Here is a 25876-nt window from a genome sequence, read left to right on the forward strand (position 1 = left end):
CGTTCCGGGAGTCCGGCTCTGCCAGCATGTCCGCCATGTACTCCGACCGCGCCCTCGTCATCGGCGCCGGCTTCGCGGGACTGCTGGCGGCCAGGGTGCTGTCCGAGTCGTACGGCGACGTGGTCCTGGTGGAACGCGACCAGATCACGACCGACACCGCGAGCAACATCCCCGCGAGCAAATGCGCCGTGCACAGCACCACCGGCTACCGCCCCGGCATCCCCCAGGCCCACCACCCGCACGCGCTGCTGGCGCGCGGCGCTGAAGTGCTGGAGACGCTCTTCCCCCGGCTCGGCGCCGAGCTGGAGGACGCGGGCGCGGTCCGCGCGGACCTCGGCAGCGACGTCATCAGCCGCGTCCCGGCCGGCTGGGCGCCGCGCGACCACCTCGGCCTGAGCGTGCTCTCGACGACGCGCGTGACGATCGAGCGGATCATCCGCCGCCGGGTCCTGAAGCTGCCCAACGTGTCCCTTGTGGACGGCGTCACGATCGACGGCCTGATGCACGACCGCGGCACGGTCACCGGCATCCAGGGCCGGCGCGACGGCGAGCCCTACACCGACTACGCGGACCTCGTGGTCGACGCCTCCGGCCGCAACAGCAAGCTGGTGTCGTGGCTCGCGGAACACGGCGTCCACTGCCCGGCACCGATGATCGTCAACGGCCATCTCGCCTGCACCTCGCGCCTCTACGAGGTGAACCACGACCTGAAGCTCGACTGGAAGACCGCCTCCGAGATCACCCACCCGCCCACCACGAAACGCGGCGGCGCCGTGTCCTCGGTGGACGGCGGACTGTGGTTCGTGACGCTCTTCGGCGCGGGCGGCGACGTGGCCCCGACCGACGAGGACGGCTTCCTCGCCTACGCCGCCACGCTCGAGTGCCAGGACATCGCGGAGATCATCAAAACCGCCACCCCGGCGGGGCAGATCCACAAGGCCGCCAACCTGCGCAGCCGCTGGAACAGGTTCCACAAGGTGCCCAACTGGCCACGCGGCCTGCTCGCGCTCGGCGACTCCGTGGTCTCGCTCAACCCCGTCTACGGCCACGGCATGACGCTCGCCGCCCTGAACGCCGCGGAACTCCGCCACCTCCTGCAGGAACACGACCTGGCCAAGGAACCGCTCACGTTCCAGCACGCCGTCGCCAAGACCTCGCGGATCCCCTGGACGTCCGCGACGACCACCGACCTGGGCTGGAGCACCAGAAAGCTGCCGCTGAGAACGCGGCTCAGGCAGTGGTACGGGAAGCGCCTGTTCGAGGTCATGCCCGGCAACCGGCAGGTCTACCGGTCGTACGTCCGGGTCTCGCAGATGGTCGACCACCCGGCGGCGCTGTTCCGCCCGGCAGTGCTGTTGCGGGTGTTGTTCCGTGCGCTGTTCCGTTTGGTCAGCGGTCGACGCCCTCGGGCCAAACAACGGTGACCGGCACCCCGCGCGACCGCGCGTAGGCGACGACGTCGGCCGTCCCGCCGGGCCCACGACCGGGCTGCCCGTCCCACACCGCGAGCAGCGAGTCCGACTCGTCGATCATCCGCTTGCCCGCCTCCATGTAGGCGTGCGAGTCGGGTGTGACGTACGGCAGTTGCACGACCTTGCCCGCCCGAGCGAGCAACCGGTCGTAGACGGGCCGGTAGTCCTCGGGCAACGCCTCGCGGTACCTCGCCGCGGGCAACACCGCGACGAGCGACCCACCCGCGTCCAGCACGGCCTGCGCGAACACCGCGTCCGCGCCGTCGGCCAGGCAGGACACCCCGACCAGCGAGCCGTTCTGAGCCACCACGGCACGGATCATCCGGTCGACCTCTGCCTCGAGTTCGGCGGAGAGGCCGCGATGTCCGGTGATGGCGAGCTGTGTCGGCATCTGTGCAGGATAGGTCGCCGAAGACGAACCACGCCCGCAGATCGATCCAGCTGTGATCAGGCAGCCAGGCAGAGCTCCGAGGCCGCGAGATGCGACCGCAGCGCGCGCAACGCCGAGTGGACGCGCGACTTCACCGTGCCGACCGGGATGCCGAGCACCGCGGAGACCTCGTCCGGACTGCGGCCGTGCAGGTACATGTGCACGACGACCTCACGCCGGCTCGGGGTCAGCTTCGCCATCGCCTCGGCGAGCGTGATCGAGTCGACGACCCGGGAGATCTCGCAGCGCGCCACGGGAAGGTGCGCCAGCGCGCCGTCTCCGGCCTCCTTCGGGCGCCGGTTGCGGTGCCGGACGCGGTCGATGACGAGGTGACGCGCGACGGTCACGAGCCACGGTCTGGCCGCCTCCGGCCGGTGCGCGAGCCGCGGCGTGCGCCAGGCCCGCAGGAACGTCTCCTGCAGGAGGTCCTCGGCCAACTGCACATCGCCGTTCGTGAGCGTGCGCAGGTACTTGTGCACCGAACGGCCGTGCATGCGATACAGCTCCGCGAGAGCCCTGCCGTCCATTGGTCCCGCGTCGATGCCCACGATGGTCATGTCACAGAACTGTGCTCCGTGCCACACCGGTCCGAATCGGTCGGCCGACCGAACCTGCCCGCGTAGTTGCGGAACCCCTGACCGGGACCGAAGTCCAGCCCCGGCTACGTCATCTGTCGTGCACCGCGAGCAAAGCGCTCACCAGGAGCTCCGAACAGCCGTCCTTCGCGAGGAACACCTGGGCCCCAGCCGCGATCGCACCGTCCGCGCACGCGTTGTCCAGACTCATCGCCACCACCGGAATCCCGTGCTGCTCGGCGAAAACCCTGAGCAACGACAGGCCTTCCCGCTCGGTGGGCAGCAGCACGTCGACGATCGCGACACCCGGCGCGGTCTCCAGCGCGAGGCGCACCGCGGACTCCGCGCAACCAGCTTCCCCGACCACCTCGAACCCCTGATGCGCCACCAGAAACGTGCGCAGGGCGGCGCGCACCCGCGGGTCGTCGTCGACGATCAGCACGCGGATGGGCCCTCGCCCGTCGTTCACCATCAACGGGCCTCCTACGAACACGGTGTCACCGAGAAGTAGAACGCCCGGTGACACCGTGGTTGCAGCGGCGAATGACGGCACTCACCCGCGACGTTTGTCGCGGTTCTGTTCGGCGATCGACAGGTAGTGGGTGTTCGTCATGACGCCGAGGATGTTGCCGAACGGGTCGATCACCGACGCCGTCACGAACCCCTCCCCGCGCACCCGCGGTTCGTCGTGCACCTGAGCGCCCAGCTCGAACAACCGGGCCAGCGTCGCGTCCAGATCGTCCACCGCCCAGTACAAAACCGATCCCGCCGGCTTCTCCGAAGGCGTCACTTCGAACCGGCGGTGAACGATCCCGAGCTCCGCCGAGTAGTCGCCGATCCGGAACTCGGCGTACGCGAGCACGCCGTCCGGAGTGCTCCGCTCGAAGTAGGCCGGGACCCCGAGGAACGACGCGTACCAGGCCCGCGCCTCCTCCACGTCGTCGGCAAAGTAGGTCACGGTCGACATGCCTCGCAACATCGCTGACTCCCTCAAATTTCTCGGTCGGTGTGGTTTCAGCTTCGGCCGTAAAGTGCTCATCCAGTGAGCACTTTTGCCAGAAACCTGGAGACATGCGCGCAGACCGTCTAGTCGCCACCTTGTTGCTGATGCAGGCCCGCGGCCGGGTGACCGCCGCTGAACTCGCCGAGGAGCTGGAGATCTCCAAAGCCACCGCCAGGCGCGACCTGGAGGCACTCTCAACAGCCGGCGTGCCCGTCTACCCCCAACCGGGACGAGGTGGCGGCTGGCAGCTCGTCGGCGGCGCGAGAACCGACCTCAGCGGCCTGACCTCGGCGGAAGCCCAGGCGCTGTTCCTGATCGCCGGCCCGGCCGCGTCCGTCGCACCGGAGATCAAGTCGGCGCTGCGAAAGCTCGTCAAAGCACTGCCGCAGACGTTCAGGGCCGACGCGGAAGCCGCCGCGGAAGCAACGATCGTCGACACCGCGGCGTGGGGCGAGGACACCAAGGACCGGCCCGTGCTGGTCGCCGTCCTTCAGGAAGCCGTGGTGAAGCAGATCCAGGTCCGCCTGACCTACCAGAAACGCGGCGAGGCACCGAAAGGCCGCACGGTCGACCCGTGGGGGCTCGTCGACAAGGACGGCACCTGGTACTTCATCGCCGGCACGCGCGACGGCCAGCGCACGTTCCGCATCGACCGGATCATGGGCGCCACGCTGACCGGCCGTCCGGCGTCGAAACCGGCCGACTTCGAACTGGCGGGCGCCTGGGACGCGGTCGTCACCAGAATGGAAGAACGCCGGTCCGAGACAACCGCTGTGATCGTCGTGCCCAATCGGTTTCTGAAAATCTTCCAGGGCCAGCACGGCCGTCACTGCACGGTCGTGGAAACGCTCGAAGATCACACACGGGTCGAGCTGACCGCCCCGCGCCCGCTCGACATCGCCCGCAACGTCGCCGGCTGGGGCGGCCTGATCATCGTCGAATCACCCCGGGAAGTGCAGGAACACCTCACGGACATCGGCACCGAACTGGTCAGCCGATACCGGCGTGCTTCTCCAGCCGGTCCAACCGAGCCATGATCATCTCCAGGATCTTCGCCGCGTCCGGAGTCGCCGCCTGCTGTTTCTTCAGGTGAACGATGCCGGCCAGCGCGGTCTGCACGGCCCGGCGAACCCCCTTGAGATCCGCACCAAGAGACCGGAGCACCTCACCGCCGGGGCCGTCCGGCTCCGCCACCAGCCCGAGCAACAGGTGCTCGCAGCCCACGTAGTTGTGCCCCAACGCCATCGCCTCGACCACGGCCAGCTCCAGCGCGTTGACCGCATCAGGAGCGAACCCGGACCCCGAGGCCTCCACCGACGGGAACCGCAGCGTCCGCGGGTCGATGTCGATCGCGCGCAGCACGTCCAGCGCCAGGTTGCCGCCCTCGTCGACGAGCGCCTGCGCCAGCGTTGCCGTCGTCACCACCGGCGACTCCGCGGCTATCCGGATCACCGTGCGCATCCGCTGGGTGAGCTGGGCCCCCCGCTCACCGTCGAGGTCTTCGGGAGTCAGCCCGCGAACCGACGTGATCCTCTTCACGGAGACCTCGAGAGCGCGCTGACAGATCGCCGAGATCGGAAGGTTGAGCTCTTTGACGGTTTCCGCCAGGTCATCGGGCAGGTACACGTTGATTTTCGGCATAACCCCATATATACCCCCAGGTGGGGTTACAGTCAACGGAGAACGCGGCAACCGTCACACTTGTGAGTGATCAAAGGGGACGGGAGCACAGGCGTGGAGGAGAGCAGCAGGCTCATCGCGAGCCGCTATCGGTTGCGGGAGAAGGTCGGCCAGGGTGCGATGGGGGTCGTCTGGCAGGCCTACGACGAACAGCTCCACCGCGTCGTCGCGGCCAAGGAACTGCTCGCGCTCGACGGTCTCGACGAGGCCAAGATCGAGCGCGCCAAGGCCAGAGCCATGCGCGAGGCCCGCCTCGCCGCCCGTCTCGAACACCCGAACGCCATCCGCGTCTACGACGTCGTGGAGGAGGACGGGCAGCCGTGGCTGATCATGGAATACCTCCCCTCCCGCAGCCTCGCCGCCGTCATCGCCGAACAGGGCACGCTGCCACCCCGTGAGGTGGCGCGCATCGGTTGCTACACCGCCGCCGCCCTGGCCGCCGCGCACCGCCACGGCATCCAGCACCGCGACGTGAAGCCCGGCAACGTCCTGATCGGCGACCAGGAAGTCAAGATCACGGACTTCGGCATCTCGCGCGCCACCGACGACGGCACGGCCACCATGACCGGCACCGTCGGTACCCCTGCCTACTTCTCCCCCGAGGTCGCGCGCGGCGAGGACGCCGGTCTCCCCTCCGACGTCTACTCGCTCGGCGCCACGCTCTACACCGCCGTCGAGGGCGGTCCGCCGTTCGGCACCGCCGACAACCACATCGCAATGCTGCACCGCGTCGCCAGCGGGTCGATCATGCCGCCGGCCAACGCGGGCCCGCTGCTGTCCCCCGTGCTGTTCCGGCTGCTGTCCAACGAGCCCGAGCGTCGCCCGTCCATGGAGGAGACAGTCCACCTGCTGGCCGCGGTGGTGAACGAGTCGCCGCAGGTCTCCGCGGCGACCGTGGTCATCCCCGCCACGGTGGAACTGCCGGCCGAGGCGCAGCCGGAGGAGAAGTCGAAGCAGGAGGCCGCGGCGGCCGCCGCCGGCCTGGTCGCGGGTGCCGCCGCGGTGGAGGCGGCCGAGCTGACCTCGCCGCCCGCACAGTCTGAGCCGGAACCGGAAGCCACGCCGGAACCAGAACCGCAGCCGGAGCCGACCCCTGAACCCGAACCGGAACCCACGCCGGAGCCGGTGCCGGAACCCACGCCCGTCCTCGCCCCGCCTCCCACCGCGCCGGAACCCCAGCCGCAACCCGAGGAGAACCGCCGCAAGTTCCCGCTGGTCCCCATCGCGATCGTGCTCCTCGTCATCGCGGTCGGTGTCGGCTCGTTCCTGTTGTGGCCCAAGGGCGGCACCCAGAACAACAACGCCGGGCCGTCCAACGCGAACCCACCCGCCAGCAACTCCAGCACCAGCCCGCCCGCCACCGATCAGTCGCAGCCCCAGTCGCAGCCGACGTCGGCCTCCCCGACGCCGCCGCAGAGCACCCCGGCGAACACCCCGAGCCAGGGCCAGACGCAACAACCGCCTGCGGCCCCTCCACAGACCGCGGCACAGGCGGTCGTGGCGTACTACGCGCTGATCCCGGGCGACCTCCAGTCCGGTTACGCGACGCTCACCGACCGCTTCAAGGCCGCTCGCTCCAAAACCTTCCAGGAATACCAGCAGTGGTGGAGCCAGTACACGGGCGTCAACGTGCTGAACACCGCCCCGCAGGGCGACAACGTGGTGACCGCGACGCTGCAGTACATGCAGGGCAACAGCGTCGCCACCACTGAGACGCTCACGTTCACGCTGGTGCAGGTGAACGGCAAATGGATGTTCGACAGTCAGGCTTAGGGATCATGACTCGACGCGCACTCGTCACCGGAGCTTCCCGCGGCATCGGTGCCGCCATCGCCCACGCCCTCGCCGAGAGCGGCCACCGGGTCGCCGTCCACTACCGCTCCGGCGCGGACGAGGCTCAGGAAGTGGCCGAAAGCCTGCCGGGCGACGGGCACGTCACCGTCCAGGGCGACCTCGGCGCGAACCAGGCCGAGCAGGTCGTCACCGGCACCGTCGAGCAGCTCGGCGGCCTCGACGTCCTGGTCAACAACGCGGGCATCTACTTCCACCACCCGATCGCGACGACCGGCTTCGACGAGTGGCAGCAGGCCTGGCGCCGCACCATCGAGCTCAACCTGTACGGCCCAGCCGACCTCGCCTGGCACGCGGTCCGGCACATGACGAGCGGGGCCAGGATCATCAACATCGGTTCGCGGGGCGCTTTCCGCGGCGAGCCGGACGCCCCCGCGTACGGCGCCGCGAAGGCCGGGCTGCACGCCATGACCCAGTCGCTGGCGCAATCGCTTGCCCCGCAAGGCATCGCGGTCGCCGGTGTCGCACCGGGATTCGTGCGCACCGACATGGTCACGGACTTCCTGGCCGGTCCGGAAGGCGACGCGATCCGGGCGCAGAGCCCGTTCGGCCGCGTCGCCGAACCGGAGGAGGTCGCCGCCGCCGTCGCGTGGCTGGCGACCGAGAAGGCCGTCTGGGCCAGCGGAACGATCATCGACGTGAACGGGGCGTCGCACCTGCGGTGAGTTCCCGACCGGAACCAGTTCCGGTACCGAGTTGATCTTCCAGCAACCGGTCTAGACCACTAACGTCGCGGTGGGCGCTCGACGAAGTGGAAGGCAACCCCTGCAATGCGTTCACTCCGATCACGCCTCGGTGCAGCCGGCCTTGCGCTGGCCGCCGCCGCGGCGACGATGACTGTCATGGCGCCTGCCGCGCAGGCCGCCTATCCCGCCGGGTTCAAGAGCGTCGGTTACATGCCGTCGTGGGCCGGCAACGTGAGCACCATCCAGTACAGCAAGCTGACCCACATCAACTACTCGTTCGTGCTGCCGAACTCCAACGGCACGCTCCAGGGCCTTCCCGATCCCGGCAAGCTGCAGCAGCTGGTGAGCCTCGGCCACCAGAACGGCGTCAAGGTCTCGATCGCGGTCGGCGGCTGGAACAACGGCAACGACGACAACTTCGAGATCCTCGCGGCCAGCGCCAACGGCCGCACGACGTTCGTCAACGCGCTGATCAACCTCGTCAACCAGTACAACCTCGACGGCGTCGACATCGACTGGGAGTACCCGGATCCGGGCGCCGAGGGCGACAACTACACCCTGCTGATGCGGCAGCTGGGCGACCAGCTGCACAGCCGCGGCAAGCTGCTCACGGCCGCGGTCGTGAGTGAGGGCGGCACGGCGAACGGCGTGCAGCCCGCGGTGTTCGGCATCGTCGACTGGCTGAACATCATGGCCTACGACGGCGGCAGCCCGCACGCGAACTACGACTGGTCGATCGCCTCGGTCAACTTCTGGAAGAGCCGCGGACTGCCGGCGAGCAAGGCCGTTCTCGGGGTGCCGTTCTACAGCCGGCCGACCTACATCTCCTACGCGGACCTGGTCCGCCAGGACCCGGCCAACGCCAACCGCGACTGCTACAACGGCAACTGCTACAACGGACTGCCGACGATCCGCCGCAAGACGACGTGGGCGCTGTCCAACGCGGGCGGCATCATGAACTGGGAGCTGTCGCAGGACACCACCGGCGCCACCAGCCTGCTCAACGCCATCTGGGAGACCGCGTCCGGCGGCAACCCGAACCCGCCCACCGGCGGCACCATCACCGGTTTCGGCGGCAAGTGCGTGGACGTGGCCGGCGCCAACGCGACCAACGGCACCGCCGTGCAGCTCTGGACGTGCAACGGCACGAACGCCCAGCAGTGGACCCGCAACGGCAACACGTTGCGCGCCTTGGGCAAGTGCCTCGACGCGTCCGGCACCGCCAACGGCGCCGTGACACAGCTGTGGGACTGCACCGGTGCGGGCAACCAGCAGTGGACCGCGGAGGCCAACGGCCAGCTGCGCAACGCGGCGTCCGGAAGATGCCTCGACGCCACCGGCAACAGCTCGGCCGACGGCACCAGGCTCCAGCTCTGGGACTGCGCCGGCACCGCCAACCAGCGGTGGACCCACAACAGCTAGTCCAGCAGAAACGCTCGACGCGGCCGCTACGATCTACGACACATGGGCCCCAGCCTGGAGAACCTGCTGGTCGTAGGAGTCGCGTCGAGCGCGCTGTTCGACCTCGCGGAGTCCGACGCCGTCTTCTCGTCCGAGGGCGAACAGGCCTACCGCGAGTACCAGGAAGCGCACCTCGACGAACCGTTCGCCGCGGGTGTCGCGTTCCCGTTCATCCGGCGGCTCCTGCAGCTCAACTCGCTCGGCCCGCTGGTCGAGGTGATCGTGCTGTCGCGCAACTCCCCCGACACCGGCCTGCGCATCATGAGATCGGCCGCGCACCACGGACTCGCGATCTCGCGCGCGATCTTCACCCAGGGCCGGGCACCGCACGAGTTCATGCCGGCGCTGAACATGTCGCTCTTCTTGTCCGCCAACGAGAACGACGTCCGCAAGGCCACCGCGGCCGGGCTTCCCGCCGGCCAGGTCCTGAAGTCCTCGTTCCAGGACGACGACGATCCGGCGCTGCGGATCGCGTTCGACTTCGACGGCGTGCTGGCGGACGACGCGTCCGAGCGGATCTACCAGAGCGGCGGACTCGACCAGTTCCAGCAGCACGAGGCCACGAACGTCGTCACGCCGCTCGATCCCGGGCCGCTGCGGGACTTCCTCGCCGGGGTCAACCGGATCCAGCGCGTCGCCGAGGACCGCGTCCGGGTCTCCGTGGTGACCGCTCGCAGTGCCCCCGCGCACGAGCGGGCGATCAACAGCCTCAAGGCGTGGGGGCTGACCGTGAACGACGCGTTCTTCCTGGGAGGGCTGAAGAAAGCGCCGATTCTCGATGTGTTGAAGCCGCACATCTTCTTCGACGACCAGCGCGGGCACCTGATCCAGACGGTGCCGTGCGTGCACATCCCGTTCGGCGTCACCAACGAGTGATACGCGTGCCATGGGGGGCACATTCATGGACCACAGGTCCATGAATGTGCCCCCCATGGATCACTCGATCGGGTTAGCGAACGAGACCGTCCTCGATCGCCTTGATGATCGCCGGCCGCAGCTCCGCCGCCGAGATGATCGCGTCCACCGACCCGACCTCGACCGCGCGCTGCACGCTGTGCACCCGGTCGAACTCGGCGGCCATCTCGTTCAGCTTCTCCGTCCGCACGGACTGCCGCGTCGCGGCCAGCTCGGCGGTCAGCGCGGCCCGCTCGGCACCGGAAGCCTCGGCGACAGCGGACTCCAGCTTCTTCACCCGCGGGTCGTTGGCCGTGCGGCCGTCGACCTCACGGGCGAACACGACGGCCGCGGCGGGCGCGCCGCCGATGACCGACGCGAACGAGCCTTCGACCGCCAGCACCGTCATCGACGGGTTGAGGGCCTTCGAGAACACCACGAACGCGCCGCCGTGGTACCGCGAGATCACGGTGAACACGATGGGGCCGCGGAAGTTCACGATCGCGCGGCCGATCTCCGCGCCGTACTCCAGCTGCAGTTCGCGCATCGACTCCGGCGAGCCGTCGAAGCCGGACAGGTTCGCCAGCACCACCAGCGGGCGGTTGCCCGAGGCCGCGTTGATCGCGCGGGCCGCCTTCTTCGACGACTTCGGGAACAGCGTGCCGGCGGTGTAGGTGTCCGGGCCGTCGGTGGGCGGGAAGCCGGTGCGGGCCACGCCGCGCGACTCGATGCCCAGCAACGTCACCGGGATGCCGCCGAGGTGCACGTCCTGGACGACCGCGGTGTCGGCGTCGGCCATGCCCGCCCAGCGCTCCAGGACGTCGTGGTCCTGGTCGGACAGCGCGCGCATCACCGTGCGGATGTCGAACGGCTTCTTGCGGTCCGGGTTCGACTCCACCGAGAAGATCTCGCCGACCGTCGCGAACGGACTGTCGCCGACCACGTGCGGGTAGGACGACACGTCACGAGAGACCGGGTCCGACGAAGGAACTCGGCGCGGGCCGACCTCGCCCGGAGCGATGTAGCTGTGCTCGTAGTGGGCCAGCAGCACGTCGAACGCCGACCGCAGGTTCGGGGCCCAGTACTGCGCCTGGCCGTTCGGGCCCATGACGCGGTCGTAGCCGCCGATGCCGTAGTTGTCCTCGGCCGAGACGCCGCCGGAGAAGTCCAGCGCCTGCTTGCCGGTCAGCACCATGGCCGAGTCCGGCGTCATCACCAGGATGCCCTTGGTGTGCATGAGCATCGTGGCCTCGGCGTTCCAGTACGGCTGGGCGCCGACGTTGATGCCGTTGACCACCACGTTGATCTCGCCACCGGCCTGGGTGAACTCGACGATCCGCTTCAGCGCGGCCGCGACCCAGTCCATGTTCTCGACACCGGAGCTCATCGAGATCTTCGCGCCGGACGACAGCGAGAACCATTCCAGCGGAACGGAAAGCTCCGTGGCCAGGTCCAGCGCGTGGATCACCCGCGAGCACTCGGGCTCGGCCAGGGCACCCAGCGACTTGGTCGGGTCGCCGAGCAGCACCACGCGCTTCATGCCCTCGGGGTAAGCCGGAGTGGGCGTCGTCACCACACCGACGACGATGCCGGCCTTGTTGCCACCGCGCGGGCGGTCGACCGGCACCAGGGCGCCGTCGACCAGGTCGTGCTCCACAAAGGACCCGCCGTCGCCGACGAGCATGTCGACCAGCTCGTACGGGTAGATCGTGCCGCGGGACTGGGCGCGCAGGACGTTCTGGCGGTAGTCGTCGAGCGGCTGGATCGGCTCGGTCGGCGGCTGCACGAACGAGAACGAGACGCCGGCTCCCGCGTCGTTGGCGATCCGGACGCCGATGTCGGTCAGCTCACCGGTGACGGAGTCCTTGCGGCGCGCCAGGAACAGGACCTCCTCCAGGTCCAGGCCGGTCGTCGTCGGCCCCACGCGGGTGGCGACCGCGTCGAGGTCCTTCGAGGACAGGTCGGTGGGCGGCCACGCGTACAGCACGACCCGGTTGGTGGCGAGGCGGGTCCGGCCACCGGCCTGGGCGCGGGCCCGGCGGATGCCGTCCAGACAGGCCGCGAGAACGTCCTCGGCCGCGGGCAGGGCGACGATCCGGCCCTCGTCGTCGCGCAACGGCGTCAGGTCGCGAACCTGGCCCAGCGCCACCAGACGCTCGTCGGAGGAGTTGGACTTGGCCACCGCGCGGAACAGGTACACGTCCTCGTCCACCGCGGGCAGGCGCGTGAGGTCGAACTCCCGCAACCGTTCCAGCTGCATGCGTTCGGCGATGCGCGGGTGCAGCCCGCGCACCAGCCTCTCCTCGGCGAACCCGTTCGAAGACGGGCGGAACGTGAAGTGGTGGTGCATCGACTCGCCGCGCCGGCCCGCCACCGTGGTGGTGATGCGGGTGAGGGTCGGCGGCAGCTGGTGCGCGGCCAGGGCGGCACCCAGACCGGCGGCCATCTCGTCCTGGTCGGACGGGCCGTCGGTCCAGTTGACGTAGAGGTCCGCGACGACCGCGCTGCCGTTGCCGTGCTTGACGACGTCACCGACGGCGTCAGCGAGCGCCGGGAACTCCACCGCGGTCGACACCAGCCGGGTCTGTTCCGGCTCGTTCTCGGCGAGGAAGAACGCACCCTGCACGCGCGGGTTCTCCAGCGCCTTGTTGGTGTAGTAGCGGCGGGCCAGCACTTCCAGCAACGGCGTGTTGTCCGCGCCGGGCTTGCCGATGCGCTGGCCGAGCAGGCGCACCAGCGGTTCGGCCGACGCCACCATCTCCGCGATCCGCTCCTCGCGGTCGGCGGCCTGGGGCTCGGCGTCCAGGTGGATCAGCTGCTTGCGGACCTCGCTGTGCACGCGGGCGCGGGTGCGGCGCAGCAACGGCTGCGCGAACCAGGTGAACACGACGCTGCGGGCCAGGTCGGCGACCGCCGGGTAGCGGACCTGGGTGGCGGCGACGATGTGCTCCAGCACCAGGCCGACCCGGACCCGCTCGGACTCGACCGGCGGCGCCTCCTGCACCCACTGGCGCAGCAGGGTCGTCGCGACGACCGCGTCGAACACGCCGCGGCGCAGCGCCACGAAGACGCGGAAGACGGCCTGCTCCAGCTCCGGCGTGCGGTCGAGTTCGGTGATGCCGTAGTGGCCGATCACGTTCTGCAGGCGGGCGCGGAAGCTCTCCGGCAGGGCCGCGCGGTCCGCGTCCAGCGTCTTCAGATAGGTGTGGAAGTGCTCGCGCGGGGAGTGGATGTGGTTCTCCGGCTTGGTCTCCTCGCCGGCCGGGCGGTTGCGCGAGAGGTCGCACACGTCGGCGAAGATGCCGAGCAGCTCGGCCTCCTCGACCAGCGGCCGCTCCTGCAGGTCGTGCCGCGCGCCCATGTAGTTCGACAGCACCCGCTCGGTGTCGGCGGCGGTGGTGTCGAAGCCGAGCAGCAACGCGCGCAGGTCGTCGAGACCGCGGGCGGCCAGTTCCTCGGGACGAACGTCCGTGCGCGGCGCGGGCAGCTCCAGTTCGACCGCGGACTCGGACTTCTGCACCTCGGCGGCGCCGGTCGCGTCCTCGATCTCTTCCAGCTTCAGCAACGCGCCACCGGCGGGCACCTGGGTGCCGACGACGACGTTGAGCTCCTTCAGGCGTGCGCGGAACGGCGCGCGCAGCACCGTCTCCATCTTCATCGCCTCGAGGACCAGGACCGGCGCACCGGCCTCGACCTCGGCGCCGAGGGCCAGCGGGGTCGCGACGACCAGCGCGGGCATCGGCGAGCGCAGCACGCCGCCCTCGTCGCGGGTGACGCGGTGGGTGACGCCGTCGACCTCGACCTGGTGGACCGGGCCGTGCGTGCCGGTGACGACGCGGAACCGCGTGCCGTTGACGGTGATCTGGCCGACGTGGTGGTCGAACCGCTCGACGTCGACGTCACCGTGCAGCACGACGTCCGAGTCGGCCGCGGAGACGCCCACGCGGTACTTCGCGGCACCGATGCGCGCGACCCGCACCACGTACGGCTGGCCGCGCAGCATGAACTCCAGCTTGCTCGCACCCTCGTGGTTCGTGCGCGGCTGGCCGCCACGCGCGGACACCAGCAGCTGGGTGCGGTTGATCTGCTCCTCGTCCTCGTACACCTCGATGGCGGCCGCGGCCAGCGCGATCGCGGAGTGGCGGTGCGAGATCAGGCCGCCGTCGGCGCGGACGCGGTCGATCCACGAGGTGTCGGCCGAGCCGTCGATCACGGCGGGCTCGTCCAGCAGGTCGAGCACGAAGCTCTTGTTGGTCGTGCCGCCCTCGATGATGACGGTCGTCTCGGCCATCGCGCGGCGCAGCTTGCCCAGCGCCTCGTCGCGGTCGCGGCCGTACGCGATGATCTTCGCGATCATCGAGTCGAAGTCGGCGGGGATCTGCGAGCCCTCGGCCACCCCGGTGTCCACGCGGATGCCGGGGCCGGCGGGCAGCTCCAGCCGGACGATCGTGCCGGGGCACGGCGCGAAGTCGCGGTCCGGGTCCTCGGCGTTCAGGCGGGCCTCGACGGCGTGGCCGAGCTCGACTGGCTTGGTGCCCTCCAGCTTGCCGCCGCCCGCGACGTGCAGCTGCGCCTTGACCAGGTCGAAGCCGGTGGTGATCTCGGTGATCGGGTGCTCGACCTGCAGACGGGTGTTGACCTCGAGGAACGCGAAGAGCTTCTCGCCGGGGTGGTAGAGGAACTCGACGGTGCACGCGCCGCGGTAGCCCACCGCGTTCGCGAGCCGTTCCGCCGACGCCTTCAGCTCGTCGACCTGGTGCTGCTCCAGCACGCAGGACGCCGACTCCTCGATGATCTTCTGGTTGCGCCGCTGCACCGAGCAGTCGCGGACGCCGAGCGCCCACGCCGTGCCCTGGCCGTCGGCGATGACCTGCACCTCGACGTGCCGGGCGCCGGTGACCAGGCGCTCCAGGAACATCACGCCGGAGCCGAACGCGCGCGCGGCCTCCAGGCTGGTGCGCTCGAAGTTCTCCTCCATCTCCGCGGGAGAAGTGATCTTGCGGATGCCACGGCCACCACCACCGGCGGTCGCCTTCAGCATCAACGGGTAGGTGACCTCCTCGGCCACCCGCAGAGCGTGCTCGAGGTTCTCGACGGCACCGCGCGACCACGGCGCGACCGGAACGCCAACCTCCTCGGCGATCAGCTTCGAGCCGATCTTGTCCCCGAGCTTGCGCATGGCCTCGGCGGACGGGCCGACGAAGGTGACCCCGACCTTCTCGCACAGCTCCGCGAACTCCGGGATCTCGGCGACGAAGCCCCAGCCGACCCACGCGGCGTCGGCCTTCGTCTCCACGAGGGCGGTCTCCAGCACCTCCAGGTTGAGGTACGGACGATCGGCCGCCAGGCCGAGGTTGTAGGCGAGGTCGGCCTCCCTGACGAAGGGCGCGGACTTGTCGACATCGGTGTACAGGGCGACGGTCTCGATCCGTTCCCCTGACTCGGCGGCGAGCTCACGGACGGCGTGGATCAGCCGCATAGCGGCTTCCCCGCGGTTGACGATCGCTACACGACTGAACAACGACTTGGCTCCTCGCGGACATGACGACCTCAGCGGCAGACGCCGCCCAATCGATGTACACACTCTCGTCTACTACCCGGTAGCAAAACCGCTAGATCGAAGCGAGTTGAGCAGCGTGCTTTGTATGAAACCAACAAGGACCCAGGTCCTCGGCACAGCTTCACTTGAGCCCGTGTCCCAACTCACGGTGGGGCGTCTTGTTCAGTTGGGACCACCCGATCCCGGCCGCCAACACGAGCGGTAACGCCGTGATCACCAAAGCGGTGCGAACGGACTGCGCGTCGGCCAGCAGTCCCCCGGCCATCGCCCCCAGGGGTTGCCCCACGCCGAACGACACCATGCGCCCCACCAGGTTGACCCGCCCCTGCAGGTGGTCAGGCGTCACCAGCTGACGCACGGTCAGCCCGTTGACGATCACGATCGTCGAGGTCAGGCCCCACAACGCCACGCCGAGCACCGCGAGCCACCACACCCTCGCCCCGGCCAGCAGCCCCATCACCACGACCCCGGCGGACAGCCCGGTCACGGCGACGTGGCGCGGCTCGTAGAGGTCGCTGATCGTGGGCATGACGACGGCCGCGGCGAACGACCCGAAGGCCAGCGCGCTGAACAACACCCCGATCTTCGGGTCGTGCTCGGGGACGTCGAACACCCGGAAGGCGTAGACGACCAGGAGTCCCGACACGGCACCGCCCGCGACGGCCTGACCGACGCCCAAGGCGGTGAAGAGCCGGACTGTGGGTTCCCTCCAGAGGAACTCGAGTCCTTCCCGGATGTCCGCTTTGAGGGAGATCCGGGGTTCGCGTTGCCGGTTCAACGGCCGCAGGATCGTCCGGACGAGTGCCGCGGACACCGCGAAGCTCACCGCGTCGAGCGCCATCGTCCCGGCCGGCCCGATCACCGAGATCAGCACGCCCGCGACGGGCGGCGCGACGACGTGCACAGCGGTGGACGCGCTCCAGATCGCGCTGTTGGCCCGCACGAGCTGGTCGGTGCCCACCAGCGCGGGCACCGCGCCGAAGTTGGCCGCGTCGAACCACACGGTGGCGCTCGCGACTCCCCCGGCCACGACCAGCAGGTGCACCGGGGTCAGCGCGTCCGACACGGCCGCCACGGGCACGCTCACCAGCAGCCCGGCGCTGACGAGGTCGGTGACGACCATGACCGTGCGCCGGTGCATGCGGTCGACGAGCGCGCCCGCGAGCAACCCGAACACGAGGTAGGGCGCCGCGGTGAGGGCCGCGAGCGCTCCCGTGTGCACGGCGCTGCCGGTGAGCGAGTACATGAGGACGGGCAGCGCGACGCCCGACACCGCGGACCCGGCGGTCGAGATCACCCTGGCGAGCCAGAGCTTCCCGAACTCGCGGTCGGTGCGCAGCGTCCGCAGGTCAGGATTGCGGAATTCGGATCACATCCCCGGGGTGGATCACGTTGGGGTTCGTGATCACGTGCGGGTTCGCGCGCACCAGCCGCGTGTAGAGGTTGCCGTTGCCGTAGAAGTCCGCGGCGATGCCGAACAACGTGTCGCCGGACTTGATCGTGTACTCCTGGTAGAAGCGGTAGCCGGGCACGATCCGCGGCCCGTACACGACCGGCACGATGATCTTGTCGAGCTCCGCGTTGTTCTCCGGCGACACCCAGAACACCTCGACGAAGAGCCGGTCGAGCGCGAACGACGCGCCGGACACGTCGACGCTCACCTGGAACTGGCCATGGCCTCCGACCCCGTCGCCGGCCACGAACCCGCCGACGACCTCGTCGTGCCCCTCGTGGATCCGGTAGTTGAACTGCGCCTCGAACGCGCCGCCCGCGGTGCCGGCGATCTGGACGTGGCTCCCGACGAGACCGAGCGGCCTCGGCTGCTGGACATCGATCGACATGGTGAATCCCCTTCCTCGCCTACTAGGTCGTAGCGAGGGAAGGGGTCGTTGCCGAAGGTCACCCCGGTGGCGCAACGCGTGGTGGTGGAGGACGGAGTCGAACCGCCTTTGCGCGAGGCTCCTGTTTTACAGACAGGCGGGGCTCCACAGCCCCGTCTCCACCATTGTCGCAACCCATTTTCTTGGCCCCTGAGCTGCGATGACACCGATATCTTGACTTCTCGCGGCGCCTTCGTTCAATCGATTTTCGGAAACGCGGTCAGGCACGGGTGCGATATCCGGGTTGTGAAGGTGGTGGGGCGCGCCCGCGAGCTCGCGATGATCCGGTCGCGGCTGGCGGCGGAGACCGGCGGGCTGGTGCTGTGCGGCGGTGAGCCCGGCATCGGCAAGACCAGGCTGGCCCAGGAACTGGCCGGGCACGCGCTCGCGCTGGGCCGTGAGGTCGTGTGGGGGCACTGCGTCGAAACCGAGGGCGCGCCGGCGTTCTGGCCGTGGCGCCAGGTGCTGAAGGCGGCGGGCACCGATCCGGACGAGGTGCTCGCGCACGACGCCGAGGTGCCGCAGGACAGGTTCCGGGTGTTCGACGCGGTCGCGACCGCGCTGGACCGCGACGGCCTGGTGATCATCGTCGAGGACGTGCACTGGGCCGACCGGGCGTCGTTGCTCGTGCTCGCGCATCTGGCCACGAACCTGCGGCGCGTGCTGCTGTTCGCCACCTTCCGCGACCCCTGTCCGGCGGTCGCGGACCTCATGCGCTCGGCCGTCCGCATCGACCTGCACGGCCTGTCCGCCGACGAGGTCGCCGAACTGACCGGGGCCGGACCCGCTGCCACGATTCATGAGCTGACCAGCGGAAACCCGTTGTTCGTCACGGAGATCGCCCGCGCGGTGCAGGACGGCACCTGGCGGGCGGACCAGCCACCGCGCAGCGTCCGGGACATCGTCACCGCCCGCCTCGACCGGCTCGGCCCGGACGCCCGCGAACTGGTCAGGACCGCCGCGTTGATCGGCCGCGACTTCGACCTCGATCTGGCAGCCGAGGCCTCCGGACTGCCGATCAGCGCACTGGACGAGGCCACGACCCTCATCGACGCGACGGGACACCGGTTCGTGCACGCGCTGACCCGCGACGCTGTCGAGGCCTCGCTCACCACCGCCGAACGCCGCACGATCCACCGCCGGATCGCCGAGGCGATGGCGGACAGCACCCGGTACGCGGACGTCGCCCGGCACTGGAACGCTTGCGGCGCACCGGAAGCAGCACGCGCGTGGACGATTCGGGCAGCCGAGGACGCGGTGGCCCGGCTGGCTTACGAGGAGGGTGCCCGCCTCTACGCGACGGCCGCGGCCTTCGAGGACAGCTGCGAAATCCAGGTGGCGCTGGGGAAAGCCGCGTACTTCGCCGGCGATCTGGCAACCTGCGTCCAAGCCGCCCAGCGCGCCGCCGAACTGGCGCGCACCCCGGAACAGATCGCGGAAGCCGCCCTGGTGCTCGAAGCGGCACCCGGTGCGGGCGTGAACGCGATCGCGACCCCGTTGTGCGACAACGCGTTGCGCCACGACGTCAGCCCCGCGACCCGAGCCCGCCTGCTCGCCCAGCGCAGCCATCTCGCGTTCTACCGGGGCGAGCAGCACCGCCTCGACGACCTCAGCCGCGAATCCTTGCACCTGGCCCGGCAGAGCCACGACGACCGTGCGCTCGCCGAGGCCCTGCACGCCCGGCAGGAGGCGTGCCCCGGTCCGGCCGGTCGCGCCGAACGGTTGCGGCTCGCCACTGAGATGATCGACCTCGCCCACCGCACGCACAGTCCGCGCGGGGCGATGTGGGGGTCGCTGTGGCGCATCCACGCGTTGGTCGAAAGCGGTGAACTCGCTGCCGCACAAGAAGAACTACCGGCGTTGCAACTGGCCTGCGAGCGTGTCGGCGGCCAGGTCCCGTGGTGGCACCTCGAAGTCGTGACGGCGTGCCTGGCCCAGGCGCAGGGCCGGTTCGCCGAGGCCCAGGAGGTCGGGCGGCGGGCGTTCGACCGCATGCGCGTCATCGAACGCGAACCCGCGGGCGGCGCCTACTTCGGCCTGCAGTGCGGGCTCGCGTGCCACCTCGGCGTCACCGAGGACGGCCTGACGCTGGCCCGCCACTTCCACGACCCGCCACCGCGGTTCCGCCTGATGTCCAAGCTCACGCGGGCGTTCCTGCTGGAGCGCGCGGGTTTCCGTGACGAGGCACTGGAATGGTTCCGCCGCACCGGCCCGATCGCCGAGTGGGACCTGCCCGCGTTCTTCGTGCTGCCGGGCCTGGTCGACGCCGTCCTGGTGGCGTCGAGCCTGGGCCTGACCGACGATCTCGCGCTGATCCTTCCCTGGCTGGCGGAGTTCCGCGGCGCGCACGCGGCCGGCAACGGTGTCGCCTACATGGGCCCGGTCTCGCTCGCGCTGGGCCGCGGGCACCTCGCGCTCGGGAACCTCGAGCAGGCCGTGACCGACCTGAACGCCGCCGTCGACGAAGCCTCCCGAGCGGGCGCGCCCGCGTTCGCCGCCGAAGCCCGCTGGCACCTGGCTTCGGCGTTGCGCGCGCTGGGCAAGGACGCCGACGCCGTGCACCACGCCGCCGACCGCGCCATCCGCGCACTGGGCATGACGGCGTTCACGACGACCGAGCTGAGCAGCCGCGAGCACGAGGTCGCCTGCCTCGTCACCGACGGCCTCACGAACCGCCAGATCGCCCGGCGGCTGGTGATCTCCGAACGCACCGCCCAGAACCACGTCCAGCACATCCTGACCAAGCTCGGCTTCAGCACCCGCAGCCAGATCGCGGCGTGGATGAGTACCCGACCGAGTACTCCGGCGGATGGCTGACCAGCGCGAACTTCCTAGGTTTGAGCCACCACGACTTCAGGAGGAACACCATGTGGCTCACCATCGCGACCCCGCCCACCACGTCCCTCGACCAGCTCGACGAGGTCATGGGCTCCGCCGTCCCGGACGGCCTGCGCGCCCGTTACGCCTGCCAGGCCGACGGCGAGTTCCGGATCATCGCCGTCTGGGAGTCGAAGGACCACGCCGACCGCTTCTTCCGCGAGGTGCTCGGCCCGATCCTGGCCCGCGTGCTCGGCCCGACTCCTTCCGGCGCACCCGCGGTCACCGGCATGGAGGTGCTCAGGGAGTTCACTCCGGCCGTGACCGGGTAGTCATCCCGCATGCGACCAGTACAGAGGGCCGCGGCAGCGGTCGGCGCGGCGTTTCTCGTCGTCGGTGTGCTCGGCTTCATCCCCGGCATCACCTCGCGTTACGACGAGATGAGCTTCGCCGGCCACTCCGGCGCCCTGCTCTTCGGCCTCTTCGCGGTCTCGATCCTGCACAACCTGGTGCACCTGCTGTTCGGCGTCGCGGGCCTGCTCGGCGCCAGGAACACGCAGTTCTCGCGCGCCTTCCTGGTGGTCGGCGGCGGGATCTACGTGTTCCTGTGGGTCTACGGCTCGGCGATCGGCGAGCACAGCAATTCGAACGTCCTGCCGGTCAACACCGCCGACAACTGGCTGCACCTGGGCCTCGGCGCCGCGATGATCCTGCTCGGCGTCGTGACCACCGCGGTCGAACGCGCCCGCAGCACCTCACCCGTCAATTGAGCGCGGTGATCGACAGGTTGAGCGCCGCCGCGAAGCTCACCCACGCCAGATAAGGCACGAGGAGCAGCGCGGCGGCCTTGCTGCGCCACGAGAACACGACGATCAGCACCACGATCGCCAGCCACAGCACCAGGATCTCGACGAACGCGAACCCGTACCAGCCGAGCCCGAAGAACAACGGCGTCCACAGCGCGTTCAACACCAGCTGCGCGCCGAACAACGTCAGCTCGCCGCGCCCGGCACCGCTGCGCCACGCGAGCCAGCCGGACAACGCGATCATCCCGTACAGGACCGTCCACACCGGACCGAACAACCACGCGGGCGGCGCCCACGACGGCCGTCGCAGGCTCAGGTACTCGTCGCCCGCCGACACCGAGAACAGCGACCCCACCACCGCCGTCACGACCACCGCCGCGACGAACACGAACAGGACCCGCACGGGGTGGTGGCGCATCGGCAACGCGGTCAGGGAACGGTCGGCGAGGCTCATGCCTGAAGTCTAGATTCGATTCAAAATCGTTTCAATAGCATCGGTGAGCGTCCGAGCCCTCGTAACACCGTCCGGCAACGGCACGTCGTCCCACCCCTGCCCGCCGACCAGCACCGGAACCCCCAGCTCGGCCAGCGGGACCTGCTCGGCATATACCCGGTCGTGCGCCCACACGAACACCACGCGCGGCTCCAACCGTGCCGCGGCGCTGACCAGCGCGGCGGCGGGCACGCGGGCACCGAGGTTGCGGGACACGCAATCCTTCTCGGCCAGCGCGGCCGCCAGCACGTCGAGGGGCAGGCTGTGCTGCTCGTCCGGCGCACAGGCCAGCAACACCGCCGGCGTGCCGACCGCCGCCCCGGACACCCGCATCGCGTCCGAGATCGTGCCGCTCGCGACGTGCTCGACGTCGACCCCGGCAGCGGTCAACGAGACCCGTTCGCCGAGCTCGATCAGGAACGGCATCAGCACCGCGTCCCACGTGTGCACGACGCCGTGGCGGGCGATCAGGCCCACGGCCACCCTGCGCATCTGGGCCGCGTCCAGCCGATCGGCGGCGGCCCCGAAGTCCAGGTCACCGGACGGCGCCAGGGAAGCGGCCGCCGACGCGGGCGAGACACCTGACCCGGTCAGTTCAAGCATGCGCTTGAGGCGCGCGAGGTCATCGTCGTTGTAACGACGATGCTTGCCCTCCTGACGCGTGCTGGGCCCCAGCCCGTACCGGCGGTCCCACGTGCGCAGGGTCGTGGGCGAGATGCCGAGCATCCGCGCCACCGCACCGGCACTCCACTCCACCGCTCACCTCCGCCGCACCGATTTTGAATCGTAATGCAAGTGCACGCGGGGAGCTTTCGTACTGTCTGACCGCACGCGGGGCCCCCGCGTGCGGTCAGACAGTACGCGGGGCCCCCGCGTGTCGTCTGGCGGTACGCGGGGCGCCCGCGTAACCCTCAAAGCGGAGTGGGGGCGGTGTTGAGGCGGCGGCGTTGTTCGTCGTCTAGGGCGAGGGTGAGGGCGTCCAGGCACTCGTCGAGTTGGGCCACCGAGCTGACGCCCAGCACTGGTAGCACCGGTGGGTCGCCGCCTAGAAGCCACGCTAGGACCACCTGGTTCGGGGTCGCCCCCAGTTCGGCGGCCACGTCGGCCAGCACGGCCAACCGACGACGGCTGTCCTCGTGGTCGTACTGCTCGGGCAACGGCCGGTCAGAGCGGGTGTACGCGCCGGACAGCAGCACCGAGTAGCCGAGCACGGTCAGATCGGGTTCCGTGCGCGCGTAGTCCAGCATCTCGTCGCTGATGTGCGGGTTCGCCCCGAACTCCGCGCCCGGTTGCGGCCGCAGATAGGTGTGGCGCTGCTGGACGCAGGTGAACCCCGGCAGCCCCGAGGCCTTGGCGATCTCCCGCGCCGCGGCGACGCGCCACGCTGCGTGGTTGCTGCACCCGACGACGCGCACCAGGCCATCGGTCACCAACGACGCGAAGGTTGTCACGGTGTCGTGCAACGACGTACGGCGGTCTTCGATGTGCGCGTAGTACACGTCGAGGTGGTCGGTGCCCAGACGGCGCATGCTGGCCGTGGCCTGGGCACGCACCACCTCGTGGGACAACCCTTCCGCGTGCTCCGGCCACGCGGCACCGGGCGGGTCGGGCAACGCGCCGACCTTGGTCGCCAGCACGACATCGTCACGGACGCCGCGCGAGGCCAGCCACCGGCCCAGCAGCTCCTCGCTCTCCACGCCGGTGCCGCCGGGCACCCAGAACGAGTAGGTGTTGGCGGTGTCGATGAACGTGCCGCCGGCTTCCACGAACCGGTCGAGGACGGCGAACGCCCGTTGCTCGTCCACGGTCGTGCCGAAGTACATGGTGCCCAGGCACAACGCACTCACGCCGAGTCCTGACAGCTGTCGCTGTTCCACGCTGATCCACTCCCCCAGTGATCGAACGCAAAAAGATCTCGGGCCGTCCGAAGTGGACGGCCCGAGACCAGAAGAACTACCTCTTCTTACCGGTGAGCAGGTCCTTGACCTGGTTCCCGCGCCGGCGCAGACCCCACTTCGTCACGCGGATCAGCGCCTCGCGGACGATGTTGCCGCTCATCTTCGACTCGCCGAACTCGCGCTCCAGGAACGTGATCGGCACCTCGCGCACGCGGAAGCCGAGCTCCAGCGTCCGCCACAGCAGGTCGATCTGGAAGCAGTACCCGGCCGACGCGACCGAGACGAGGTTCAGCTTGCGCAGGGTGTCCGCGCGGAACGCCCGGTAGCCGCCGGTCATGTCACGGATCGACGCGCCCAGCGCGAGCCGCGAGTACAGCGAGCCGCCCAGCGACAGGAACTTGCGCTTCGCGGGCCAGTTCACGACCTCGCCGCCGGGGACCCAGCGCGAACCCAGGACCAGATCGGCCTGAGGCAGCGCGTCCAGCAGGCGGTGCAGCTGCTCCGGCGCGTGCGAGCCGTCGGCGTCCATCTCGCAGATGACGCCGTACTCCCGCTCCAGCGCCCACTGGAAACCGGCGACGTACGCGGCACCGAGGCCGGCCTTCTCCGTGCGGTGCATCACGTGGACGCGCTCGTCAGCGGCCGCCATCTCGTCGGCGAGCTGGCCGGTGCCATCGGGGCTGCCGTCGTCGACCACCAGGACGTGCACGTCGGGCAGTGCCGTGTGCAGCCTCTTGACGATCTTTCCGATGTTGTCCCGCTCGTTGTAGGTCGGGATCACCACCAGCACCTGCCCGAGTTCCTGGTCAGGCTGCTGCGCCATTCGAGTCCTTCCGTCGTCGTGCGAAGCCCAGCGCCAACGCGGCAAGGCCCGCAGCGGTCATCACCCACTCGGGCCAGGCTCCTAGCCAAGTCGCCAGCGTAGTCTGCGACCGAAGTGGCAGCTCCGCGACCAGGGCACCGGGCACGAACAAGCCAGTCTTCTGAGTGACGGAACCGTCAGGCTGGACGATCGCGCTCACCCCCGAAGTGGCCGCCACGATCACCGCCCGGCCGTGCTCCACCGCCCGCACCCGGGACATGGAAAGCTGCTGGTAGGTCATTTCTGTGTACCCGAACGTGGCGTTGTTCGTCGGGATCGCGATGATCGTCGCGCCGGCCGTCACGGTGTCGCGGACCACTGAGTCGAACGCCACTTCGTAACATGTGTCAATCGCGACCTTCGCGGGCCCCATGACGAAACCGTCCGGGTCCGAACCGGCCTGGAACACCCCCGCGCGGTCCACGTCGGAGGTGAACAGCCGGAAGAACGACCGCATCGGCATCGTCTCGCCGAACGGCTGCAGCTTGCGCTTCGTGTAGGTGTCCGTCGGCCCCTTCTCCGGGTCCCACAGCACCACCTGGTTGCGCGGCAGCCCGTCGCCCCGGTCGACCACCACGGCCCCCACCGCGATCGGCGCCTTGATCGCCTTCGCGGCCGTGTCGAGCACCGCGGCGGCGTCGCGGTTGCGGAACGGGTCGATGTCGGACGAGTTCTCCGGCCAGATCACGATGTCCGGCTGCTTGACCTTGCCCGCGGCGACCTCGTCCGCGAGTTCGACGGTCCGCCGGACGTGGTTGTCGAGCACGGCGCGGCGCTGCGCGTTGAAGTCGAGCCCGGCGCGCGGCACGTTGCCCTGGATCGCGGCGACGGTCACGGTCCCGGCAGAGGCGTCCACCCCCACCGGCACGACGAACCCGACCAGCAGCGGCGCCACGACCAGCGGCACGCCGAGCTTCCAGTTCTTGACCACCCAGAACAGCCCGAACCCGGTCAGCACCACCGCGAACGACACCAGCGGCGCCCCGCCCAGCGACGCGAGCGGCAGGTACCAGCCCTCCGGCTGACCGAACGCGATCTTGCCCCAGGTGAAGCCGCCGAACGGGAACACCCCGCGCAGCGCCTCGTCCGCCACCCAGAGGAACGCCGCCCAGAGCGGCCACCCCGGCACCCGTGACGCGAACGCCATCGCGGCCGTGCCGATCGAGATCATCAGCGCGCACGCCAGCGCCAGCGGCAGCCACGCGATCAGCCCGACGAACTCCCCGGTCCAGCGCAGCAACGGCACCATGAACCCGAGCCCGAACAGCAGCCCGTAGCCGAACCCGGCCCGCGCCCGCCGCTCGTGGATCGTCCAGGCCAGCAGTGCGAACCCGACCGGTGCCAGGAACCACAGCGGCCGCGGCGGAAAGCTCAGGTAAATCAGCACGCCGCCGGCGACGGCGAGTGCCATCCGCAGCAGCACCGGACGGCTCAACCGCCGTCTGCGAGCGGGCAGTTCCGGCGTTTCCGGCGATTCCGGCGCAATGGGGGGTGCGACCACCCGATCA

Annotated in this window: 22 protein-coding genes and 1 tRNA gene; 9 read left to right on the forward strand and 14 right to left on the reverse strand. The window is 69.8% G+C overall.

Going from position 1 to position 25876, the window contains the following annotated elements:
- Positions 1-35 precede the first annotated feature (35 nt).
- A complete protein-coding gene (locus G7043_RS43720; RefSeq protein ID WP_166054944.1) occupies positions 36-1424 on the forward strand; it encodes an FAD-dependent oxidoreductase in 1389 nt (462 codons plus the stop codon).
- Here G7043_RS43720 and G7043_RS43725 read toward each other — a convergent pair.
- The 4 genes from G7043_RS43725 to G7043_RS43740 all read right to left on the reverse strand — a co-directional run bounded on the left by G7043_RS43725 (position 1390) and on the right by G7043_RS43740 (position 3444).
- On the reverse strand, positions 1390-1863 hold the full coding sequence (locus G7043_RS43725) for a hypothetical protein (RefSeq protein WP_166054946.1): 474 nt from the start codon (positions 1861-1863) through the stop codon (positions 1390-1392). The genes G7043_RS43720 and G7043_RS43725 overlap by 35 nt on opposite strands.
- Before the next feature lie 56 nt (positions 1864-1919).
- Complete coding sequence (locus G7043_RS43730; protein ID WP_166054948.1) at positions 1920-2459, reverse strand: sigma-70 family RNA polymerase sigma factor; 540 nt, start codon at positions 2457-2459, stop codon at positions 1920-1922.
- Positions 2460-2568: 109 nt separating this feature from the next.
- Complete coding sequence (locus G7043_RS43735; RefSeq protein WP_207312540.1) at positions 2569-2949, reverse strand: response regulator; 381 nt, start codon at positions 2947-2949, stop codon at positions 2569-2571.
- Between the two features lie 81 nt (positions 2950-3030).
- On the reverse strand, positions 3031-3444 hold the full coding sequence (locus G7043_RS43740) for a VOC family protein (RefSeq protein ID WP_242643343.1): 414 nt from the start codon (positions 3442-3444) through the stop codon (positions 3031-3033).
- A 104-nt stretch (positions 3445-3548) separates the two neighbouring features.
- On the opposite strand from G7043_RS43740, the gene G7043_RS43745 reads away from it, so the two are divergent.
- Positions 3549-4517 carry a helix-turn-helix transcriptional regulator gene (locus tag G7043_RS43745; protein WP_166054954.1) on the forward strand — a complete coding sequence of 323 codons (969 nt, stop codon included), beginning with the start codon at positions 3549-3551 and terminating at the stop codon, positions 4515-4517.
- Here G7043_RS43745 and G7043_RS43750 read toward each other — a convergent pair.
- A complete protein-coding gene (locus tag G7043_RS43750; RefSeq protein WP_166054957.1) occupies positions 4471-5121 on the reverse strand; it encodes a Clp protease N-terminal domain-containing protein in 651 nt (216 codons plus the stop codon). The two genes, G7043_RS43745 and G7043_RS43750, sit on opposite strands and share 47 nt — an antisense overlap.
- Positions 5122-5214: 93 nt before the next feature.
- Between G7043_RS43750 and G7043_RS49060 the strand changes: the two genes are divergently transcribed.
- The 4 genes from G7043_RS49060 (at position 5215) to G7043_RS43770 (ending at position 10034) form a co-directional block, all read left to right on the forward strand.
- Entirely contained in the window at positions 5215-6933 is a 1719-nt protein-coding gene (locus G7043_RS49060) for a serine/threonine-protein kinase (RefSeq protein ID WP_313888386.1), read from the forward strand.
- Positions 6934-6938: 5 nt separating this feature from the next.
- Positions 6939-7676 carry an SDR family NAD(P)-dependent oxidoreductase gene (locus G7043_RS43760; protein WP_166054959.1) on the forward strand — a complete coding sequence of 246 codons (738 nt, stop codon included), beginning with the start codon at positions 6939-6941 and terminating at the stop codon, positions 7674-7676.
- Between the two features lie 177 nt (positions 7677-7853).
- Positions 7854-9119: a glycosyl hydrolase family 18 protein gene (locus G7043_RS43765; RefSeq protein WP_207312541.1), complete on the forward strand. Its 1266-nt coding sequence runs from the start codon at positions 7854-7856 to the stop codon at positions 9117-9119.
- A 42-nt stretch (positions 9120-9161) separates the two neighbouring features.
- A complete protein-coding gene (locus G7043_RS43770; protein WP_166054963.1) occupies positions 9162-10034 on the forward strand; it encodes a 5'-nucleotidase in 873 nt (290 codons plus the stop codon).
- 73 nt (positions 10035-10107) lie between these two features.
- Here the strand turns inward: G7043_RS43770 and G7043_RS43775 are convergent, their stop codons facing one another.
- The 4 genes from G7043_RS43775 to G7043_RS43790 form a co-directional block, all read right to left on the reverse strand.
- Positions 10108-15573, reverse strand: coding sequence for an ATP-binding protein (locus G7043_RS43775; RefSeq protein WP_166054965.1), 5466 nt, complete (start codon positions 15571-15573; stop codon positions 10108-10110).
- 160 nt (positions 15574-15733) lie between these two features.
- Entirely contained in the window at positions 15734-16960 is a 1227-nt protein-coding gene (locus G7043_RS43780; protein ID WP_313888400.1) for an MFS transporter, read from the reverse strand.
- Position 16961: 1 nt separating this feature from the next.
- The gene (locus G7043_RS43785) at positions 16962-17453 is read right to left on the reverse strand and encodes a Gmad2 immunoglobulin-like domain-containing protein (RefSeq protein ID WP_166054969.1); all 492 of its coding nucleotides are present in this window, start codon (positions 17451-17453) and stop codon (positions 16962-16964) included.
- 79 nt (positions 17454-17532) lie between these two features.
- Positions 17533-17616 (reverse strand) — tRNA-Tyr (locus G7043_RS43790).
- Positions 17617-17738: 122 nt separating this feature from the next.
- Here G7043_RS43790 and G7043_RS43795 point away from each other — a divergent pair.
- From G7043_RS43795 to G7043_RS43805, 3 genes are read left to right on the forward strand one after another with little or no spacing between them, the layout of a single operon-like run.
- The gene (locus G7043_RS43795) at positions 17739-20309 is read left to right on the forward strand and encodes an ATP-binding protein (protein ID WP_207312542.1); all 2571 of its coding nucleotides are present in this window, start codon (positions 17739-17741) and stop codon (positions 20307-20309) included.
- 50 nt (positions 20310-20359) lie between these two features.
- Complete coding sequence (locus G7043_RS43800; RefSeq protein WP_166054971.1) at positions 20360-20641, forward strand: hypothetical protein; 282 nt, start codon at positions 20360-20362, stop codon at positions 20639-20641.
- Between the two features lie 9 nt (positions 20642-20650).
- Positions 20651-21079, forward strand: coding sequence for a DUF4383 domain-containing protein (locus G7043_RS43805; protein WP_166054973.1), 429 nt, complete (start codon positions 20651-20653; stop codon positions 21077-21079).
- Here the strand turns inward: G7043_RS43805 and G7043_RS43810 are convergent.
- From G7043_RS43810 to lnt, 5 genes are all read right to left on the reverse strand, one after another.
- A complete protein-coding gene (locus G7043_RS43810; RefSeq protein WP_390829582.1) occupies positions 21072-21569 on the reverse strand; it encodes a TspO/MBR family protein in 498 nt (165 codons plus the stop codon). The two genes, G7043_RS43805 and G7043_RS43810, sit on opposite strands and share 8 nt — an antisense overlap.
- A gap of 9 nt (positions 21570-21578) precedes the next feature.
- Positions 21579-22364 carry a MerR family transcriptional regulator gene (locus tag G7043_RS43815; protein WP_313888387.1) on the reverse strand — a complete coding sequence of 262 codons (786 nt, stop codon included), beginning with the start codon at positions 22362-22364 and terminating at the stop codon, positions 21579-21581.
- A gap of 155 nt (positions 22365-22519) precedes the next feature.
- A complete protein-coding gene (locus tag G7043_RS43820) occupies positions 22520-23485 on the reverse strand; it encodes an aldo/keto reductase (RefSeq protein ID WP_313888388.1) in 966 nt (321 codons plus the stop codon).
- A gap of 76 nt (positions 23486-23561) precedes the next feature.
- A complete protein-coding gene (locus tag G7043_RS43825) occupies positions 23562-24329 on the reverse strand; it encodes a polyprenol monophosphomannose synthase (protein ID WP_166054975.1) in 768 nt (255 codons plus the stop codon).
- Complete coding sequence (lnt, locus tag G7043_RS43830; RefSeq protein ID WP_313888389.1) at positions 24313-25869, reverse strand: apolipoprotein N-acyltransferase; 1557 nt, start codon at positions 25867-25869, stop codon at positions 24313-24315. Before lnt ends, G7043_RS43825 begins: the two co-directional genes overlap by 17 nt.
- Between the last annotated feature and the right edge of the window lie 7 nt (positions 25870-25876).

It is taken from the genome of Lentzea alba (assembly GCF_011067745.1).
GTDB lineage: Bacteria > Actinomycetota > Actinomycetes > Mycobacteriales > Pseudonocardiaceae > Lentzea > Lentzea alba.

What these genes read in the sequence shown, in the direction of transcription:
- G7043_RS43720 (WP_166054944.1), top strand. Translation starts at nt 36, where the DNA reads ATGTACTCCGACCGCGCCCTCGTCATCGGCGCCGGCTTCGCGGGACTG.
- G7043_RS43725 (WP_166054946.1), bottom strand. Translation starts at nt 1,863, where the DNA reads ATGCCGACACAGCTCGCCATCACCGGACATCGCGGCCTCTCCGCCGAA.
- G7043_RS43730 (WP_166054948.1), bottom strand. Translation starts at nt 2,459, where the DNA reads ATGACCATCGTGGGCATCGACGCGGGACCAATGGACGGCAGGGCTCTC.
- G7043_RS43735 (WP_207312540.1), bottom strand. Translation starts at nt 2,949, where the DNA reads ATGGTGAACGACGGGCGAGGGCCCATCCGCGTGCTGATCGTCGACGAC.
- G7043_RS43740 (WP_242643343.1), bottom strand. Translation starts at nt 3,444, where the DNA reads ATGTCGACCGTGACCTACTTTGCCGACGACGTGGAGGAGGCGCGGGCC.
- G7043_RS43745 (WP_166054954.1), top strand. Translation starts at nt 3,549, where the DNA reads ATGCGCGCAGACCGTCTAGTCGCCACCTTGTTGCTGATGCAGGCCCGC.
- G7043_RS43750 (WP_166054957.1), bottom strand. Translation starts at nt 5,121, where the DNA reads ATGCCGAAAATCAACGTGTACCTGCCCGATGACCTGGCGGAAACCGTC.
- G7043_RS43760 (WP_166054959.1), top strand. Translation starts at nt 6,939, where the DNA reads ATGACTCGACGCGCACTCGTCACCGGAGCTTCCCGCGGCATCGGTGCC.
- G7043_RS43765 (WP_207312541.1), top strand. Translation starts at nt 7,854, where the DNA reads ATGGCGCCTGCCGCGCAGGCCGCCTATCCCGCCGGGTTCAAGAGCGTC.
- G7043_RS43770 (WP_166054963.1), top strand. Translation starts at nt 9,162, where the DNA reads ATGGGCCCCAGCCTGGAGAACCTGCTGGTCGTAGGAGTCGCGTCGAGC.
- G7043_RS43785 (WP_166054969.1), bottom strand. Translation starts at nt 17,453, where the DNA reads ATGTCGATCGATGTCCAGCAGCCGAGGCCGCTCGGTCTCGTCGGGAGC.
- G7043_RS43800 (WP_166054971.1), top strand. Translation starts at nt 20,360, where the DNA reads ATGTGGCTCACCATCGCGACCCCGCCCACCACGTCCCTCGACCAGCTC.
- G7043_RS43805 (WP_166054973.1), top strand. Translation starts at nt 20,651, where the DNA reads ATGCGACCAGTACAGAGGGCCGCGGCAGCGGTCGGCGCGGCGTTTCTC.
- G7043_RS43810 (WP_390829582.1), bottom strand. Translation starts at nt 21,569, where the DNA reads ATGAGCCTCGCCGACCGTTCCCTGACCGCGTTGCCGATGCGCCACCAC.
- G7043_RS43825 (WP_166054975.1), bottom strand. Translation starts at nt 24,329, where the DNA reads ATGGCGCAGCAGCCTGACCAGGAACTCGGGCAGGTGCTGGTGGTGATC.